Genomic DNA, 16,375 nt, shown 5'->3' with positions numbered 1-16,375 from the left:
GACCTCCGGGCGGGTTTTTTATTGGCCCGAACCCACCTCCGATCACCGCCGACTTCTCTCGAAATCCTCCCAGATCCAGCCTTCAGGAAACCGCCCATGTCCGCCTCTCTCGCCCTCGTCGCCGATCAGTCGAAACCGGTCGCAGCGCTTGCCCCCGCCGCCGATGTGGTGGTGCTGAAGTTCGGCTCCTCGGTCCTGCGCGATGCGTCCCAGGCCCCCGCCGTCGCCAGCGAAATCTACGGCCACGTCCGCGCCGGGCGTAAGGTTGTGGCGGTGGTTTCGGCCCTGGCCGGGCAGACGGATCAGCTGCTGGCCGACGCCCGCAGCCTGGGGCTGGATCACGAGAACGAGCTGCTGCCCGCCTATGTCGTGCTGGGCGAGGAAAAGGCCGCCGCCCTGGTCGCCGTGGCCTGCGACCGGGTGGGGCTGGACGCCATCGGCCTGTCGGTGCGCGAACTGGGCATCGTCGCGGAAGGCCCGGCCCAGCACGCCCGCCCCGTGTCGCTGAAGGGCGAGCGTCTGCATCAGGCCCTGGCCGAGCATGAGGTGGTGGTGGTTCCGGGCTTCGGCGCGGTGCGTTCGAACGGCCGGGTGGCCCTGCTGGGCCGCGGCGGATCGGACCTGACGGCGGTGGTCCTGGCCGCCGAACTGGGTCTGAATCGGGTGCGTCTGGTGAAGGACGTCGACGGCTTGTACGACCGCGATCCGGCCTCGGAAACGGGCACGCCGCTGCGCTATCGCCGCGCCAGCTGGGACACGGCGCGTCAGGTCGGGGGCGCCCTGGTCCAGCACGACGCCATCGACCTGGCCGAGGCGCGCGGCGTCGATATCGAAGTCGCCGCGCTCGGCCGCGCCGAGGGCACGATCGTCGGCGAACGCGGAGCGCCTCCGGGCCCGGTGCAGGCGGCGGCGCCGTTGAAGGTCGCCGTGGCGGGTTGCGGCGTCGTCGGCGGCGGCCTGCTCAGCCGCCTGCTGCCGGACAGCCGCTTTGAAGTGGTCGGCGTCCTGGTCCGCAACCCCTTGAAAAAACGTGACGTATCGGCGCCCGCCGAACTGTTCACCAATGACGTCGAAGCCCTTCTGGCCAAGAAGCCGGACCTGGTGCTGGAGGCCCTGTCCGAGGGCGAGGCGGGGCACGCCCTGATCCGCCGCGCGCTGGAGGCGGGCTGCGACGTGGTCAGCGCCAACAAGCAGGCCGTGGCCCGCGATCCCAAGGGGCTTCAGGCCCTGGCCGACGTCAACGGCTGTCGCGTCGCCTGGTCGGCCTCGGTCGGCGGCGGCTCGCCGATGATCGAGACCCTGCGCGCCGCGCGCGCCGCGGGTCCGGTGGTCGGTTTCGAGGCGGTGCTGAACGGCACGGTCAACTTCATGCTGCAACGTCTGGGCGAGGGGGCGACCTTCTCCGACGCCCTGGCCGACGCCCGCGCCGCCGGTTTCGCCGAGGAAGACCCCTCGTCGGACCTGGAAGGCTTTGACGCCGCGGCCAAGGTCAAGCTGCTGTCGTTCGAGGCCTTCGGCCGCTCGCCCGAGGACCTGCCGCGCGACGTGCTGGCCGCCGAGACGCCGCTGGGCGAGGCGCCGGTGCGCCAGATCGGAGCCTGTTTCGAGCGCGAGGGCGCCCTGGACGCCTATGTCCGTCTTGACGGCGCGCTGGAGGACGCGCTCTTCCTGTCGCTGAACGGAGAGCGCAACGCCTTGAAGGTCTATGGTCAGGACGGCCGGGTGTGGACGTGCAAGGGGCGCGGCGCCGGACGCTGGGCCACGACCGAGAGCGTCCTGGCCGATGTCGCCGACGTCATGCGCGCCCGACGCGCCGCTGCGGAGCTTGTCTAGTCATGGCCGTCTTCACGCCCGTCACGCCGCAACAGGCCGACGACTATCTCATGCGCTACCCTCTCGGCGGGTTGGTCGAACTGACCCCGATCGCCGAGGGGGTCGAGAACACCAACTATCGCCTGGTCACGGAGCAGGGCGCCTATGTCCTGACCCTGTTCGAAGGGCGGACCGAGGCCTCGGCCCTGCCGTTCTGCCTGGGCCTGACCGGGCGGTTGGCGGCGCAGGGCTTTCCGACGCCCGCGCCCGTCGCGGATAATCGAGGCCAGGTGATCGGCCGTCTGAACGATCGCGCCGCCGCCATCGTCGAATGGACGCCCGGCGCCTGGAAGCGCCAGCCGACGGACAAGGATCAGTATCGCGCCGGTCAGGTTCTGGCCCTGCTGCATCTGGACGCGGCCGACTATGACGGCGTGCGCGACAACCCGGTCGGGCCGCGCGCCTGGGCGGACCTGGCCGCACGTTGCGATACGGTCGCCAGAGGCGAGGATCGCCGGATGCTGGAGCAGATGCAGCGCCTGCTGCCGGATCTGGCCCGGCCCTGGAACGATCCCGCCCTGCCTCGGGGGCCGATCCACGCCGACTACTTCCCCGACAACGTCCTGTTCGCGACGAATGAGCATGGGGCGACGGATGTCGGCGGGGTGATCGACTTCTACTTCGCCTGCGTCGACGTGCTGGCCTATGACCTGGCCATCGCGCTGAGCGCCTGGGGGTTCGACGCCGAGGGACGGCCTCTGCCGTCGGCTCTGCGCGCTTTCCAGAAGGGCTATGAGTCGGTGCGGCCCCTGTCGGACGCCGAGCGCCAGGCCCTGCCGGAACTCGGCGCGGCGGCGGCGGTGCGCTTCACCCTGACGCGCCTGCACGACCGGCTGTTCCACGACCCGGCCAACCTGGTCACGCCCAAGGACCCGACGCCCTTCTTCCGGCGGCTGGACTACTGGAAGGCGGCGGAGCCCGCGTAGGTCTCACATACGCGCCAGCATCCATACGGCCATGGCGATCATCATCAGGTTCTCGGTCAACGACAGGAAGCCGAGCGGAACCTTGCTGTCCCCGCCGACGCAGGCGCACTTCAACTCGCGCCTGTCGATATAGACGGCCTTGAACACCGAGGCGGCGCCGATGCCGCCGATGAAGAGGGCTACGGGCGCGGATAGCCAGGTGAGGGCGTGGGCGGTCATCAGCACCCCCGCGCCCGTCTCTGCGAAAGGGTAGACCCAGCCGTAGGGAACCCAGCGCCGCGCCAGAAGGTCGTAGTTCAGGAACATGGTGGCGAACCCGTCCAGGTTCTGCAGCTTCAACATGCCCAGGACGCACATGCTGAACGAGATGAACCACTCAATCGTCCGGCCGGTCAGCGGCGCGCCATAGGCGGCATGGCTGGCGGCCAGCGCCGTCAGAGCCGTGACCGCGAAGACGACCAGAACGGGCGTATAGCTGGTCGCCTCGGGGTCGCGCACCCGAAGCCCGAAAAAGCGACGCAGGTCGTCGAATCCGCCGATGCGGCGCCCGTCGATGAAGGTCTGCGGCGTGGTTTTCACCCCATGCTCGGCCTTGAAGGCGTCGGTCGCTTCGCGGGTCTCCAGCCAACGGTCATCGACCTGATAACCTTTGGATTTCAGCAGGTGTCGCGCTCTCAGGCCCCAGGGGCAGACATGATCGGGCATGACCATGCGATAGAGGACAGCGACGGGACGTGTGTTGCGAGGCATCGGCGTCTCCTTCACCGATGACAACGAACCAGGACGGTTCAGGCTCCTCCGGGGATGGGGCCCTACCCGGCGAACCCCTTCACCGCCGCCAGGGCAGCTTCGGGCGTGTTCTCGATCACCGTCAGCCGCTCGGGACGGTCGCCCAGGGCGCGGATGACGGGCGCCGGTTCCGGCTCGACGCCGATGACGTCCGAGACGAAGGCGCCGAACTTGGACGGGTGGGCCGTGGACAGGGCGACGATGGGCGCGCCGTTGCGGTCCAGGCGGCGCGCGGCGGCCAGGGCGACGGCCGTGTGCGGGCAGACGACGCGGCCCCAGGTTGCATGGGCGTGGGCGATCTCGGCCTTTGTCGTCGCCTCATCGACCGATACGGCCGAAACCTCGGCGCGTAGGGCGGCCAGCAGGTCGGAGGGCAGGGTGACGGCCCCCTCGCGCGCGAAGGTTTCGAACACGGCGCGGGTCGTCTCGGCGTCGCGGCCGGAGGCTTCATAGACCAGACGTTCGAAGTTCGACGGCGCCTGAACGTCCATCGACACGCTGCCGCTCTCGACCGCCGGGCGGCGGGCGTAGACGCCGTCGTTAATGGCGCGGGCCAGGGCGTCGTTCTGGTTGACGGCGGCGACGAAGCCGGCGGCGGGCAGGCTCATCTTGCGGGCGGCGATCCCGGCGAAGGCGTCGCCGAAATTGCCGGTCGGCACCACGAAGGTCGCCGCTTGGCCCAGTTGGGCCGTGGCCGAGACGTAATAGGGAATCTGGCCCGCCAGACGCCCCCAGTTGATCGAGTTGACCGAGGACAGGCGGCCCTGTTCACGCAAGGATTCCTCGGCCAGCAGGCCCTTCACCAGACGCTGGCAGTCGTCGAAATCGCCGCGCACGGCCAGATTCAGGACGTTGTCGGCCTCGACCGTCGTCATCTGCTTGCGCTGCACCGGAGAGACGCGGTCCAGCGGGTGCAGGACGATCAGCTTGATGCGTTCGGCGCCCGCAAAGGCGCGCACGGCGGCGGCGCCGGTGTCGCCGCTGGTGGCGGTCAGCAGGGTCAGGGTCTCGCCCGTCGCGGCCAGGGCCTCGTCCGACAGGGCGGCGACCAGCTGCATGGCCAGGTCCTTGAACGCCGCCGTCGGGCCGTGGAACAGCTCCAGCACGAACAGGCCGGGCTCCAGCTCGACCAGCGGCGTCACCAGCGGATGGTCGAAGCCCTTGGTCAGGCGGTCCAGGGCGCGGTCCAGCGCGCCCGCAGGCAGGGCGTCGCCGATGAAGGGCGCCATCGCCGCCTTGGCGATCTCGGCGTAGCTGCGGCCGGGACGCGTGGCGTCGGCGGGCAGGGCGGGCCAGGCCTGCGGCATGTAGAGGCCGCCGTCCGGCGCGATGCCGCGCAGCAGGGCGTCGCTGAAGCGGGTCGGGGCGGCGTCGCCGCGCGTCGAGATGTAGCGATCAGGGGAGGTCGTCATATCGGGGTCGTTTCTAGCCGCGATCCGGCGCTTCGTCATGATTATTTTGCGCATGCGAAAGGAAATTTCGCGAGATGACGCAACAACCTGGCTCAGCGGGTGGCGGGCGCACGCCTTGACCGCGCGGGGCGGGAAAAGGGGCTGGCGTCGCGCGGCGGCCCGGTTCATGTCAGACGGATGAACCGCCGTTCCCTCCTTATTCGCGCCGGGGCCGTCGCCGCCGCCGTCGGCGGCGGGCTGTGGCTGAAGGATCATGTGCTGTGGCGGCGGCCCAGGGTGACCTTCGGCGCCGATGGAACCAGCGGCTGGCTGGGCTTCGTCGTTCCCCGGACCCTGTTGCCGACGGTGCGCGTGCGCCTGGCGGGGCGAGATCTGACCGCCCTGGTCGACAGCGGGGCCCAGTATTCGGTGATCGACCGCCGACTGGTGGCGGAACTGGGGTTGGACAACCTCTTCGACATGCCCCTGATCGCCTATGGCGTGGACGGGCGCGCCCAGATGGGGCGGGGCGTGACCCTGGATCTGGCCGTGGGGGGCGCGCGCGTCGGTCGCCTGCGCGCCGGGATTCTGGATCTGGGGCCCCTGTCGGAGGAGGAGGGGCTGGGGGCGCCCCTGATCCTGGGGCAGGACCTGCTGATGGAGGCGGCGCTGGAGATGGACCTGCGCCAGCGGCGCCTAAGGCTGGTTGATGCGGCCCAAAGGGCGCCGTCGTCCGCCTATCGCCCCTTGCCGGTGCGGCGTTCGGGCACCGCCCTGGTCGCGCACGCCGTGGTCGAGGGCGCGCGGGTCAAGGCGGTGGTGGACACTGGGTCGTCCGCCCTGCTGGCCCTGAGCGAAGGCGTCGCGCAATCGGCGGGCCTGCTGGACGGTCGGCCCGAGCGGGCCGGGTCGAGCATCGTCCTGGGCGGGGTGGCCAGGGCGCGGATGATCCAGGCCCGGACCGTGGCCCTGGGTGACGAGACGTGGCGCGATGTGACGACCGCCGTCTACGCCGATCAGGCCTTGCCCAACTATCCGGACGCCCTGTTGGGCATGGCGGCTTTCGCGGGCCGGGACGTTATTCTGGATCTCAGCGACGGACAGCTTCACCTCGCGCCGTTGATGGATGTGACCATTGTTTAGTTTTGTCCTCTCCCCGGTGGGAGAATCCGTTTCGTTCGCGGCTTGAAGGGGGATAAGCGGCCGACATGACCGCCTTGCCGTCCATGACATCGGTGTCGCCTAGCCAGAGGCTGGAGAGTCTGGATCTCCTGCGCGGGTTCGCCCTGTGCGGCATCCTGCTGGTCAACATCATGATGATGGGCGGCTTCTGGGGCCAGTATCATCCGGATCTGCCGCCGACCCTGGCCAACCCCGACTGGTCAGCGTGGATCATCCAGCACCTGTTCGTACAGGGATCGATGCGGGGCTTGTTCACCCTGCTGTTCGGCGCGGGGATGCTGCTGATCACCCTGCGGGGAGAAGACGGACGCGGCACGATCCAGGCGGCGGACGTCTATTTCCGACGCTGCATGGCGCTTCTGGCCCTAGGCGTGTTCAACGCCACCATCCTGCTGTTTCCGGGGGACATCCTCTATGTCTACGGCCTGTCGGGATTCCTGCTGTTCGTGTTCCGCACCGCGCGGCCGCGCACGCTGATCGCCCTGTCGGCGGCCCTGCTTCTGCTGCTGACGGTCGAGTCGACGGTGGTCGGGGCCTATCAGGCGATGGAGGCGCGACAAGGGGCGGATCTGGCCAGCCAGGCGGAGACGGGCGCGGCCCTTTCGCCCGCCGACGCCGAAGCCTTGAAAGCCTACGTCCGCGCTCAGGAGGCGCAGAGCCTGTCGCCGGAGACCGCCGTCGAGGAAACCGCCGTACGCACGGGGAGCGCCCTGGGCCTGCTGAAATGGAGCGTGCGGACCTGGCTGGACTACGCCGCCTCCAGCTACACCATCACCCTGGTGATTGAATCGGTCGCCTTCATGCTGCTGGGCATGGCGTTGTTCAAGCTGGGCGTCCTGGGCGGGGCGCGGTCGCTGGGCTTCTATGTGGCCCTGGCGGGCGGCGGTTACGCCCTCGGGCTGGCGGTCAACGGCGGACAGGCCGTCATGCTGTGGAACAGCCAGTTCTCGTCCGAATCCTGGGCGGCGCAGACCAGCTATGAACTGGGGCGTTGCGCCATGACGCTGGGCCATGTCGGCCTGCTGCTGTCACTTTGGAAGATGAACATGCTCGGCTTCGTGGGGCGGGCCTTGCGGAGCCTGGGCCGGATGGCCCTGACCAACTATCTGGGCCAGTCGGCGATCGCGGGCCTGCTGTTCTATGGTCTGGGCCTGTGGGGCAGACTGGACTGGTGGGGCCTGTGGGGCGTGGCGGCGGCGATCTGGGTGGTCCAGATGATCTTCAGCGCGCTCTGGCTGCGAGCCTTCAACATGGGGCCGCTGGAATGGGCGCTGCGCTGGTTCGCCTACGGGCGACCCTCGCCCCTCAGACGCGCCAAGGCCGCCTGACTTCCCAGGTCTAGGGCCGGGCCTAGAGCTGGGAGAAGGTGTCGCAGGCGGCCGGATCGCCGGTCTGATAACCGCGCTGCAGCCATTCGACCCGCTGGGCCGAGGAGCCGTGGGTGAAGTTTTCCGGCGAGACGCGCCCGCCGCCGCGGCGTTGCAGCGCATCGTCGCCGATGGCCTGGGCGGTCTTCATGCCCTCCTCCAGATCGCCTGGCTCCAGCGCCACCTCTCCATTCGAGACGGCGGCGGCGTTGCGGGCCCAGACCCCGGCGTAGCAGTCGGCCTGAAGCTCCAGGGCGACGGAATAACGGTTACCCTCCGCCTGGCTGCGCGCCGACCGCTGGGCCTGTTGCACCTGCTGGCTGGCTCCGGTCAGGGTTTGGACGTGATGGCCGAACTCATGGGCGATGACATAGGCCTTGGCGAAGTCGGCGCCGGACGCGCCCAGCTTGCTCTCCATCTCGCGCCAGAAGCTGAGGTCCAGATAGACCTTCTGATCCGCCGGGCAGTAGAAGGGGCCCATGGCGGCCTGGCCGTAGCCGCAGCCGGTCTGGGTGCCCTGTTCGTACAGGACGGTGGTCGGCGCGGTGTAGCCTTTCAGCTTGGTGCGCCAGACGTCGTTGATGTTGGAGCCGACGACCTCGACGAACTGGCCGGCCTGATCCTCGGGCGAGCCCATCTGGCCCTGCTGTTCCGCCTGGCCGGCGCCGCCGAACTGGCTGGCCAGCTGCTGGGTGGTGTTGGGGTCTATGCCGAAGACGAAATAGCCGATGGCCGCCAGCACCAGGACGCCGATTCCGCCGCCCGCGACCGCGCCTCCGCCCATGCCGCGCCGATCCTCGACCCCGCCGCCGCGCCGTCCGCCCTGCCAACGCATCTGTCGCTCTCCGCTGTGCCGTCCGTCTCAAGCTAGGCTGAAACGCAGGGCGAGGTGAAGAGATGCAAATGTAACGCTCTTGATCCTTGGGGATCAGTGCGGTTGTCGGTTCAGCCAGGCGTCGATCTCGGGCACGCCCGCCGCGCCCTGATCGACGGGCGGCGAAAGGGACGCTGGCGGGGGCAGGGGCGCAGGACGCGGCGTATAGGCCGTCGCGGAGGGCGTCGTGGGAGCCGGACTCCGCGCGGCCTCCAGCTGGCGCAGGGCGCGGTCCGTCTGAAGCCGCTGCCGCGCGGCGTCGGCCTGGCGCTGGTCGGCCTGCAGACGCAACTGCTCGATCGCTTGCCGATGCTGTTCGGCGGCCGCCGCGTGAGGGTCATAGCCGGGCGGCGGCGGGCCAGGCCAGCCCGGCCAGGTCTGCGCCTGGGCCAGACCGGCCGCGCCCCACTGGGCGATGATCAATGACAGAACGAGCGGGACACGGCGCATGGGATGAAGATGGGCGTTGCGTCCCGTCGCGCCAAGCGGGGCCGCAACCTCTGGTCGGACGAGCGGTTAAGGGCGGACCGCCCCTCGCTATTCCCTTCATCTCAAGGAGCCCGTCATGCCCGACAACGCCGACAAGACCCTGGCTGGAAAGACCATCGCCGTCCTGGCCGCCGACGGCGTCGAGCAGATCGAGCTTCAGGAGCCGGTCAAGGCGCTGCGCGCGGAAGGCGCGACGGTCGAGGTGATCTCGCTCGAACCGGGCTGGATCCAGGGTTTCGACCACCTGACGCCCGACGAGATGATCGCGGTCGACCGGACGCTGAAGACGACGGACGCCTCCCTCTATGACGGTCTGGTCCTGCCGGGCGGGGTGGCCAACCCGGATCGGTTGCGCACAGAGGAGGCGGCGCTGAAGTTCGTCCGCGCCTTCTTCGATGCGGGCAAGCCGGTGGCCGCCATCTGTCACGCGCCCTGGATTCTGATCGAGGCGGGCGTCGCCGAGGGGCGGACCCTGACGGCCTACAAGTCCATCCGCACCGATCTGCGCAATGCCGGCGCCGAGGTGGTGGACAAGGAGGTGGTGGTCGACGACGGCCTGATCACCAGCCGCTGTCCCGATGACCTGCCCGCCTTCAACGCGGCGATGATCGAGGCCTTCGCCCAGCCGCCGCGCCGCAGCCGACGCAAGGCGGCGTCCGGCGAGACGCGGCCGTCGGCCCACTAGGCCTAACCCGTCAGGTCAGCGCGTCAGATCGAGAAGCTGACGCCGCAGCCGCAGCTGGAGGCGGCGTTGGGGTTGCGGATCACGAACTGGGCGCCGGCCAGTTCGTCGACGAAGGCGATCTCGGAATCCTTGAGGAAGGGGACGGAGACCGCGTCGATGACCACGGCCTGGCCGTCGCGGCGCACCACCAGGTCGTCGGCCTCGGGGCCGTCCACCAGTTCGAAGCGGTATTGGAAGCCCGAGCAGCCGCCGCCGTCGACGGCGACGCGCAGCAGGACGGGTTTGCCTTCCGCCTCGGACAGCCGGGCCAGACGGCGCGCGCCGCTTTCGGCCAGGGTGATCCCCTCGGGCGACCGGGTTGCGACCGACAGCGACAGGTCGCGGGCTGATTCTGTGGATTGGACGGTGCTCACAGCCCTCTATATGAGGGGCCGACAGGCGTTCGCAAAGGCCTGTCGCCATCACGAAGTCCCGCCGTCTTGAGCCAGACCCGCGCCCCCTACGCCGAAAACCCCGCGGAAAGCCGCGGCCGCCATGTTTTCGAGCCCGCCAGCCGCACCCGCACCGCCTTCGCTCGCGACCGCGACCGCATCATCCACGCCACCGCCTTCCGCCGCCTGAAGGAGAAGACCCAGGTCTTCGTGGCGCATGAGGGCGACCACTACCGCACCCGGCTGACGCACAGTCTGGAGGTGGCGCAGATCGCCCGCTCCCTGGCCCACGCCCTGCGGCTGGACGACGATCTGGCCGAGACGGTGGCCCTGGCCCACGACCTGGGCCACCCGCCGTTCAGCCACGCGGGCGAGGATGAACTGCACGAACAGATGAAGGCGTTCGGCGGCTTTGATCACAACGTCCAGAGCTTCCGCGTCGTGACCGAACTGGAAACCCGCTATCCCGGCTTCACCGGCCTGAACCTGAGCTGGGAGACGGTCGAGGGCGTGGTCAAGCACAACGGCCCGGTGGCGCATCTGCTGTCGGACCCGGCGTGGAAGGCGGTCGCCGCCTATGCGCCGGGCGGGGCGGCCGACTGGGACTTGCGCCTAGGCACCTTCGCCTCGCTGGAGGCGCAGTGCGCGGCCATCGCCGACGACATCGCCTATAACAACCACGACGTGGACGACGGGGTGCAGGCGGGGCTGTTCAGTCTGTCCGATCTGGCCGATGTGCCGCTGATCGGGCGCTGCATCGCCAGCGCGCGCGCCGACTGGCCCGACATCGACGAGCGGATGCTGCGGCTGGAGGCCGTGCGCCGCATGATCGGCGTCATGGTCGACGACGTGCTGGCCGAGACGGAGGCCCGTCTGGCCAAACATCGCATCGAAACGGTTGAGGACGTCCGCAATGCGCCCGAGACTTTGGTGCAGTTCTCAAGCGGCATGATGGCGGAACTGGCGGTGCTGCGCCGCTTCCTGTTCGAGCGGATGTATCGCCATTACCGCGTCAACCGCACCCGCAGTCAGGCGCGCCGGGTGCTGGCCCAGCTGTTCCAGCTGTTCATGGCCGAGCCGGAGGTGATGCCGCCCGAATGGCAGGCCTCGGCCCTGACCGACGACCGGTACGCGCGGGCGCGGGCGGTGTGCGACTACATCGCCGGTATGACAGATCGTTACGCTATCGAGGTGCATCGCAAGCTGTTCAGCCTCGACCTCGCCCTCGATCTGTGATTCGAGAAGGGCTTCACGGCGCGTTAGACTGAGCGCCGACGCGCGCCGATTCGCGCGCGTGTCCCACGACCATCAAGGCGCGACCCATGTCCTACGACGACGATCACCGAGGCAATCCAAACGCCGGGCCTAACGCGGGCCGCGACCGGGGCGCCTATACCCCGCCGACCGACGACGACCTGCCCTTCACGCGCGGCGGCTATGACCCACGCCGGGCCCCGTCGGCCAAGTCGCCGCCGATCACCCTGATCGTCAGCGCGGTGGTGCTGTTGCTGCTGATCGTGGCGGTGGTGGTCTTCTATCGCTCGGGCGTTCGCTCCTCGACGGATGCGCCGCCCGCCGTCGGCACGCCGGTCGAGAGCATGAAGGTCGAGGCCCCGCTGGACGCCCAGCCGGTCGACCCGGAAGCCGACATCCGCGTCTATCGCGACGGCGGCGCGCCGACCGACGCCGCGCCGACCTTCACCCCCGGCCCGGAAGAGGTGCTGCCGCGCCCCGCGCCGACGACCCCGGCCGCGCCGGTTGAAACCTCGACCCCGCCGCCCGCCGCGCCGGCTCCCGCACCCGCAACCAAGGCGCCGGCCGCGCCTGCGCCCGCAACGCCCGCTCCGGCGACGAAGGCTCCGGCGCCCGCTCCGGCTCCGGCAGCAGTCAGCGGAACGTCAGGCGTGCAGATCGGCGCCTTCTCCTCGACCGCCATCGCCGACCGTGAATACGCCGCCGTCGCCGCTCGCTTCGGCCAGTACGCCTCGGGCGCTGAGAAGCGCGTGCAGGAAGTCACCGCCGCCAACGGCTCGACCCTGTATCGCACCACCTTCACCGGCATGAGCCGCGATCGCGCCGTCGCCTTCTGCAATGCGCTGAAGGCTGCGGGCCGCGACTGCATCGTCCGCTAAGGATCGCGCCAGCATGACCTCCGCCGCCATCTACGGCTGTTCCGGCCACAGGCTGACGGCGGAGGAGCGCGCCTTCTACGCCGAGGCCAAGCCCTGGGGCTTCATCCTGTTCCGCCGCAATGTGGACAACCCCGAACAGGTTAAGGCGCTGGTGTCCGAATTGCGCGACAGCGTGGGCCGCGACGACGCCCCCGTCCTGATCGATCAGGAAGGCGGCCGGGTTCAGCGCCTCGGCCCGCCGCACTGGCCGAAATATCCGCCCGGCGCCGCCTATCTGAAGGCGACCAATGATCCGGCGGCGGCGCGCGAACTGGTGCGTCTGGGCGCGCGGCTGATCGCCCATGACCTGCGCGAACTGGGCATCACCGTCGACTGCGTGCCGGTGCTGGACGTGCCGGTGCCGGGCGCCCACGACATCATCGGCGACCGCGCCTATGCGCAGGACCCGGCGACCGTGACCCAGCTGGGCCGGGCTGCGGCCGAGGGCTTGCTGGCGGGCGGCGTCCTGCCGATCATCAAGCACATCCCCGGCCACGGCCGCGCCTTCTCGGACAGCCACCACGACCTGCCGGTGGTCGAGACGGCGATCGAGGAACTGGACGCCTGGGACTTCGCCCCGTTCAAGGCCCTGTCGGACATGCCGATGGCGATGACGGCGCACGTCGTCTTCACCGCCGTCGACGCCAAACGCCCGGCTACGACGTCCAAGAAGGCGATCCGCCTGATGCGCGAGCGGCTGGGCTTCTCCGGCCTGATCCTGTCGGACGATCTGTCGATGCAGGCCCTGTCGGGCACGCTGACCGAGCGGGCGGAACAGTCGCTGAAGGCGGGCTGCGACGTGGTGCTCCACTGCAACGGCGACCTGAAGGAGATGGCCGCCGTCGCCGACGGAACGAAGAAGCTGAAAGGCGAGGCCAAACGCCGCGCCGAGGCCGCGCTGAACCGCATCGTCCGCACGCCCGAGCCGCTGGACGTCGCCGAGGGGCGCGCCAGGTTGGAGGCGGCGCTGAACGGCCGCTTCGACGCCGCCAAGGGGCCGGACGTCGGCGAGGCGCAGGCTTAAATGGCCGGGGAGGGCGCATGAGCGAGGCCTTCCAGCCGAATCTCGACTTTACCGCCGTCGAACAGGTCGAGGCGCAGGAGGCCTTCGTCGTCGATCTGGAGGGGTATGAAGGGCCTCTGCATGTCCTTCTGGCCCTGGCGCGGACGCAGAAGGTGGACCTGCTGAAGCTGTCCATCACCCGTCTGGCTGAACAGTATCTGGCCTTCGTGCATGAGGCGCGGCGGCGGAATTTCGCGCTGGCGGCCGACTATCTCGTGATGGCGTCGTGGCTGGCCTATCTGAAGTCGCGCCTGCTGATCCCGCGCAACGAGAAGGACAAGCCGGAGGAGCCGCCGGCCGAAGAGATCGCCGCCGCCCTGGCCTTCCGCCTGCAGAAGCTGGAGGCCATGCGCACGGCGGTGGAGGCCATCACCGGCCGTCCGCAGCTGAAGCGCGACGTCTTCACGCGCGGCGACCCGCAGGCGACGGTTATCATCCCGTCCGACCGGGTGGACGCCAGCCTCTATGAGCTGATGAGCGCCTATGTCGCCCAGCGCCGCCGCGAGGAGCGCCGCAAATACGCCCCCGGCCAGCGGGTCGAGGCCTTCCAACTGGAGGCCGCGCGCGACTGGCTGCGCGAGATCATGCCGCGCCTGGCTGAATGGACGCCGCTGGAGCGCGTCGCGCCGCAGAAGCCGGACGGGCAGGACGGCCCCAGCCAGGCCAGCTATACCGCCTCCACCCTGTCAGCCAGTCTGGAGCTGGTGAAGGAGGGCGGCATGGACATCCGCCAGGAGCGGCCATTCGACGCGGTGTGGCTGAAGCGCAGAGGGCTGGGCCAGCCGCTGGAGCTGACGCCGTGAACTTCACCCCCGACCACCTCGAGATCGAACGCCGGGTCGAGGCCCTGCTGTTCGCCGCCGCCGCGCCGCTGTCGCTGGCCGAGATCGCGCGCCGCCTGCCCGAGGGCGCCGACGTCGGCGGGGCGCTGACCGCGCTTCAGGCGCGCTATCAGGGACGCGGGGTCGAGCTGGACTACGTGGCCGAGCGCTGGCGGTTCCGCACCGCGCCCGACCTCGGCTTCCTGATGACCGAGGAGCGTGAGGAGCCGCGCCGCCTGTCCAGGGCTGCGCTCGAGACGCTGGCCATCATCGCCTATCACCAGCCCTGCACCCGCGCCGAGATCGAGAGCGTGCGCGGCGTCTCCCTGTCCAAGGGGACGCTGGACCTGCTGCTGGAGATGGACTTCGTGCGTCTGCGCGGACGGCGTCGCACGCCGGGGCGGCCGGTGACCTACGCCACGACCGACCGCTTCCTGGAGCATTTCAGCCTGGCCGGTCTCTATGACCTGCCGGGCGTGCAGGAGATGAAGGCGGCGGGCCTTCTGGACCTGTCCATGCCGGTCGGTTTCGAGGTGCCGGACCCTTCGCGCGTGGGTGACGAGGAGGGCGAGGACCTGCTCACGGGGCTGGACGACGCCGCGCCCGAGTTCGCCCAGGATTTCGTCAGTGAGGACGAAGAGTCGCAACCGTGACCGGGACGGAACGTCGCGCCCCCAAGAAGCGCCGAAAAGTCATGGACTTAAGTCCAAGGCGCGCCGCCTTGACCTGAGACCGTCTCGCCTATAGGTTCCGCGCCGAAATTCAGACCCGTTCCGGCCCCGCGCCGGGCGCTGAGCGAACAGGCCCATGTCCCCGACGAAGGAATCGCGCGAAGAGGCGATCAAACGCCTCCACGAAAGCGCATCCGCACTGGAGGCGAAGGTTCAGGCGGACAAGTCCGTCGAGGTCGCTGCGCAGAAGGTCGTCGGCCAGGCCTATCGTATCATCGCCGAACTGCTCGGCGGGGTGTTGATCGGTCTCGCACTTGGTTTTGGCGTCGACCGGCTGTTCGGGACGACGCCGATAGGCGTTGTGGGCGGGGTCCTTCTGGGCTTCGCCTTATCGGTTTATATGGCGCGCCGCACAGCCAATCGGCTGATGGCGCAGGCCAAGGCGGCGGGCGTGCCCCAACAGGGCGAACCCATCGTCGAGGCTGACGAAGAAAACAGGGAACGATAGGCTTAATGGCCGGTCCGATTGAACAATTTGAGGTCAAGCCGCTCGTCGAGTTCGGCACGGTCAATGTTCCCGTCCTGGGCGAGCAGGTGATCGCCATCACCAATTCGCACGTGGCCATGACCATCGCCTTCGTGGGCGTCGTCGGCTTCCTGACCCTGGCGACCTCGGGCGCCAAGGTGGTGCCGGGCCGGATGCAGGCCGCGGGCGAGAGCCTGTTCGGCATGGTCGACAACCTGGCCAACTCCATCATCGGTCATGAAGGCCGGAAGTATTTCCCCTTCGCCTTCACCATATTCCTGATGGTTCTGTCGATGAACCTGCTGGGCATGTTCCTGACCTTCACCGCCACCTCGCAACTGGCTGTGACGGCGACCCTGGGCCTGTTGACCTTCCTGACTGTGGTCGTGATCGGCTTCGTCAAGAACGGCCCCGGCATTTTGAAGCTGTTCTGGCCGTCAAGCGCGCCGCTCGCTATCCGCTGGGCGGTCGGCCTGATTGAACTGGCGTCCTTCATCCTGCGTCCGGCCACCCTGGCCCTTCGTCTGTTCGGCAACATGCTGGGCGGTCACGTGGCGCTGAAGATCTTCGCCCAGTTCGTCGTTCAACTGGGCGCGGCGGCCATCGTCACCGGCGGCCTGGCCTACGCCTTCATTCCCGTCGCGGCCCTGTCGCTGGGGATGGTGGTGGCCATGACGGCGCTTGAGTTCCTCGTGGCCTTCCTTCAGGCCTTCGTTTTCACCGTTCTGACCTGCATCTACCTCAACGATGTGGTCAACCTGGGCGAGGGCCATTAAGGCTCTGGTTCAGCACTAACCCCACCCTCCAACGCTCCAAAGAACTAGGAATATCATCATGGACGCTGAAGCCGCCAAGTACATCGGCGCTGGTCTGGCCACCCTCGGCATGATCGGCTCGGCCCTGGCCGTCGGCAACATCTTCGGCAACTTCCTGGCCGGCGCCCTGCGCAACCCGGCGGCGGCTGCCTCGCAAGTCGGCAACCTGTTCGTCGGCGCGGCCCTGGCCGAAGCCCTGGGCATCCTGGCCTTCGTGCTGGGCGTCCTGATGATCTTCGGCTGATCCCAGCCCACGATCTTTCAGAATAGACGGCGCGCGGGCCAGTCCTGCGCGCCGTTGT

At 69.1% G+C, this 16,375-nt stretch carries 18 protein-coding genes; 13 read left to right on the top strand and 5 right to left on the bottom strand.

Translation table 11 applies throughout. The features are described 5' to 3' along the window. The first annotated feature begins 96 nt into the window (after positions 1-96). Both ACWGL1_RS01515 and ACWGL1_RS01510 read left to right on the top strand, forming a co-directional pair. The gene (locus tag ACWGL1_RS01515) at positions 97-1,833 is read left to right on the top strand and encodes an amino acid kinase family protein (protein WP_452110984.1); all 1,737 of its coding nucleotides are present in this window, start codon (positions 97-99) and stop codon (positions 1,831-1,833) included. Positions 1,834-1,835: 2 nt separating this feature from the next. After that, positions 1,836-2,798 (top strand): homoserine kinase, encoded by a 963-nt coding sequence (locus tag ACWGL1_RS01510; RefSeq protein ID WP_452110983.1) that lies wholly within the window; start codon positions 1,836-1,838, stop codon positions 2,796-2,798. 3 nt (positions 2,799-2,801) lie between these two features. On the opposite strand, the gene ACWGL1_RS01505 is transcribed toward ACWGL1_RS01510, so the two are convergent. After that, the gene (locus ACWGL1_RS01505; protein ID WP_291777523.1) at positions 2,802-3,548 is read right to left on the bottom strand and encodes a glutaredoxin family protein; all 747 of its coding nucleotides are present in this window, start codon (positions 3,546-3,548) and stop codon (positions 2,802-2,804) included. Positions 3,549-3,610: 62 nt separating this feature from the next. Continuing rightward, entirely contained in the window at positions 3,611-4,999 is a 1,389-nt protein-coding gene (gene thrC / locus ACWGL1_RS01500; RefSeq protein ID WP_291777526.1) for a threonine synthase, read from the bottom strand. A 177-nt stretch (positions 5,000-5,176) separates the two neighbouring features. On the opposite strand from thrC, the gene ACWGL1_RS01495 reads away from it, so the two are divergent. Both ACWGL1_RS01495 and ACWGL1_RS01490 read left to right on the top strand, forming a co-directional pair. Next, positions 5,177-6,121 carry an aspartyl protease family protein gene (locus tag ACWGL1_RS01495; protein WP_452110982.1) on the top strand — a complete coding sequence of 315 codons (945 nt, stop codon included), beginning with the start codon at positions 5,177-5,179 and terminating at the stop codon, positions 6,119-6,121. Between the two features lie 65 nt (positions 6,122-6,186). After that, the gene (locus tag ACWGL1_RS01490; RefSeq protein ID WP_291777532.1) at positions 6,187-7,488 is read left to right on the top strand and encodes a DUF418 domain-containing protein; all 1,302 of its coding nucleotides are present in this window, start codon (positions 6,187-6,189) and stop codon (positions 7,486-7,488) included. Between the two features lie 22 nt (positions 7,489-7,510). Here ACWGL1_RS01490 and ypfJ read toward each other — a convergent pair whose 3' ends face one another. Both ypfJ and ACWGL1_RS01480 read right to left on the bottom strand, forming a co-directional pair. After that, positions 7,511-8,362, bottom strand: coding sequence for a KPN_02809 family neutral zinc metallopeptidase (gene ypfJ / locus ACWGL1_RS01485; protein WP_375855305.1), 852 nt, complete (start codon positions 8,360-8,362; stop codon positions 7,511-7,513). A 93-nt stretch (positions 8,363-8,455) separates the two neighbouring features. Further along, positions 8,456-8,851, bottom strand: a complete 396-nt coding sequence (locus ACWGL1_RS01480) for a hypothetical protein (protein ID WP_452110981.1) — start codon at positions 8,849-8,851, stop codon at positions 8,456-8,458. A gap of 115 nt (positions 8,852-8,966) precedes the next feature. Between ACWGL1_RS01480 and ACWGL1_RS01475 the strand changes: the two genes are divergently transcribed. After that, positions 8,967-9,575, top strand: a complete 609-nt coding sequence (locus tag ACWGL1_RS01475; protein WP_452110980.1) for a type 1 glutamine amidotransferase domain-containing protein — start codon at positions 8,967-8,969, stop codon at positions 9,573-9,575. A 23-nt stretch (positions 9,576-9,598) separates the two neighbouring features. On the opposite strand, the gene ACWGL1_RS01470 is transcribed toward ACWGL1_RS01475, so the two are convergent. Further along, positions 9,599-9,946, bottom strand: coding sequence for a HesB/IscA family protein (locus tag ACWGL1_RS01470; protein WP_312220022.1), 348 nt, complete (start codon positions 9,944-9,946; stop codon positions 9,599-9,601). A gap of 108 nt (positions 9,947-10,054) precedes the next feature. Here ACWGL1_RS01470 and ACWGL1_RS01465 point away from each other — a divergent pair, with 108 nt between their 5' ends. The 8 genes from ACWGL1_RS01465 to ACWGL1_RS01430 all read left to right on the top strand — a co-directional run bounded on the left by ACWGL1_RS01465 (position 10,055) and on the right by ACWGL1_RS01430 (position 16,317). Beyond that, positions 10,055-11,242 (top strand): deoxyguanosinetriphosphate triphosphohydrolase, encoded by a 1,188-nt coding sequence (locus tag ACWGL1_RS01465; protein WP_452110979.1) that lies wholly within the window; start codon positions 10,055-10,057, stop codon positions 11,240-11,242. A gap of 86 nt (positions 11,243-11,328) precedes the next feature. Beyond that, positions 11,329-12,138, top strand: coding sequence for an SPOR domain-containing protein (locus tag ACWGL1_RS01460; RefSeq protein ID WP_452110978.1), 810 nt, complete (start codon positions 11,329-11,331; stop codon positions 12,136-12,138). 13 nt (positions 12,139-12,151) lie between these two features. Next, on the top strand, positions 12,152-13,201 hold the full coding sequence (gene nagZ, locus ACWGL1_RS01455; RefSeq protein ID WP_452110977.1) for a beta-N-acetylhexosaminidase: 1,050 nt from the start codon (positions 12,152-12,154) through the stop codon (positions 13,199-13,201). 17 nt (positions 13,202-13,218) lie between these two features. After that, on the top strand, positions 13,219-14,043 hold the full coding sequence (locus ACWGL1_RS01450) for a segregation and condensation protein A (protein WP_452110976.1): 825 nt from the start codon (positions 13,219-13,221) through the stop codon (positions 14,041-14,043). Further along, entirely contained in the window at positions 14,040-14,714 is a 675-nt protein-coding gene (gene scpB / locus ACWGL1_RS01445) for an SMC-Scp complex subunit ScpB (protein WP_452110975.1), read from the top strand. The genes ACWGL1_RS01450 and scpB overlap by 4 nt, the downstream gene beginning before the upstream one ends. Before the next feature lie 154 nt (positions 14,715-14,868). Then, positions 14,869-15,240: an AtpZ/AtpI family protein gene (locus tag ACWGL1_RS01440; RefSeq protein ID WP_291777558.1), complete on the top strand. Its 372-nt coding sequence runs from the start codon at positions 14,869-14,871 to the stop codon at positions 15,238-15,240. A 5-nt stretch (positions 15,241-15,245) separates the two neighbouring features. Next, positions 15,246-16,034, top strand: coding sequence for a F0F1 ATP synthase subunit A (locus tag ACWGL1_RS01435; protein ID WP_452110974.1), 789 nt, complete (start codon positions 15,246-15,248; stop codon positions 16,032-16,034). A gap of 58 nt (positions 16,035-16,092) precedes the next feature. Beyond that, entirely contained in the window at positions 16,093-16,317 is a 225-nt protein-coding gene (locus ACWGL1_RS01430; RefSeq protein ID WP_003168985.1) for a F0F1 ATP synthase subunit C, read from the top strand. Positions 16,318-16,375: the final 58 nt, after the last annotated feature.

Source organism: Brevundimonas sp. NPDC055812 (assembly GCF_053616535.1).
The sequence above is the reverse complement of the archived record's forward strand: the minus strand, read 5'-3'. Positions and strand labels throughout refer to the sequence as shown.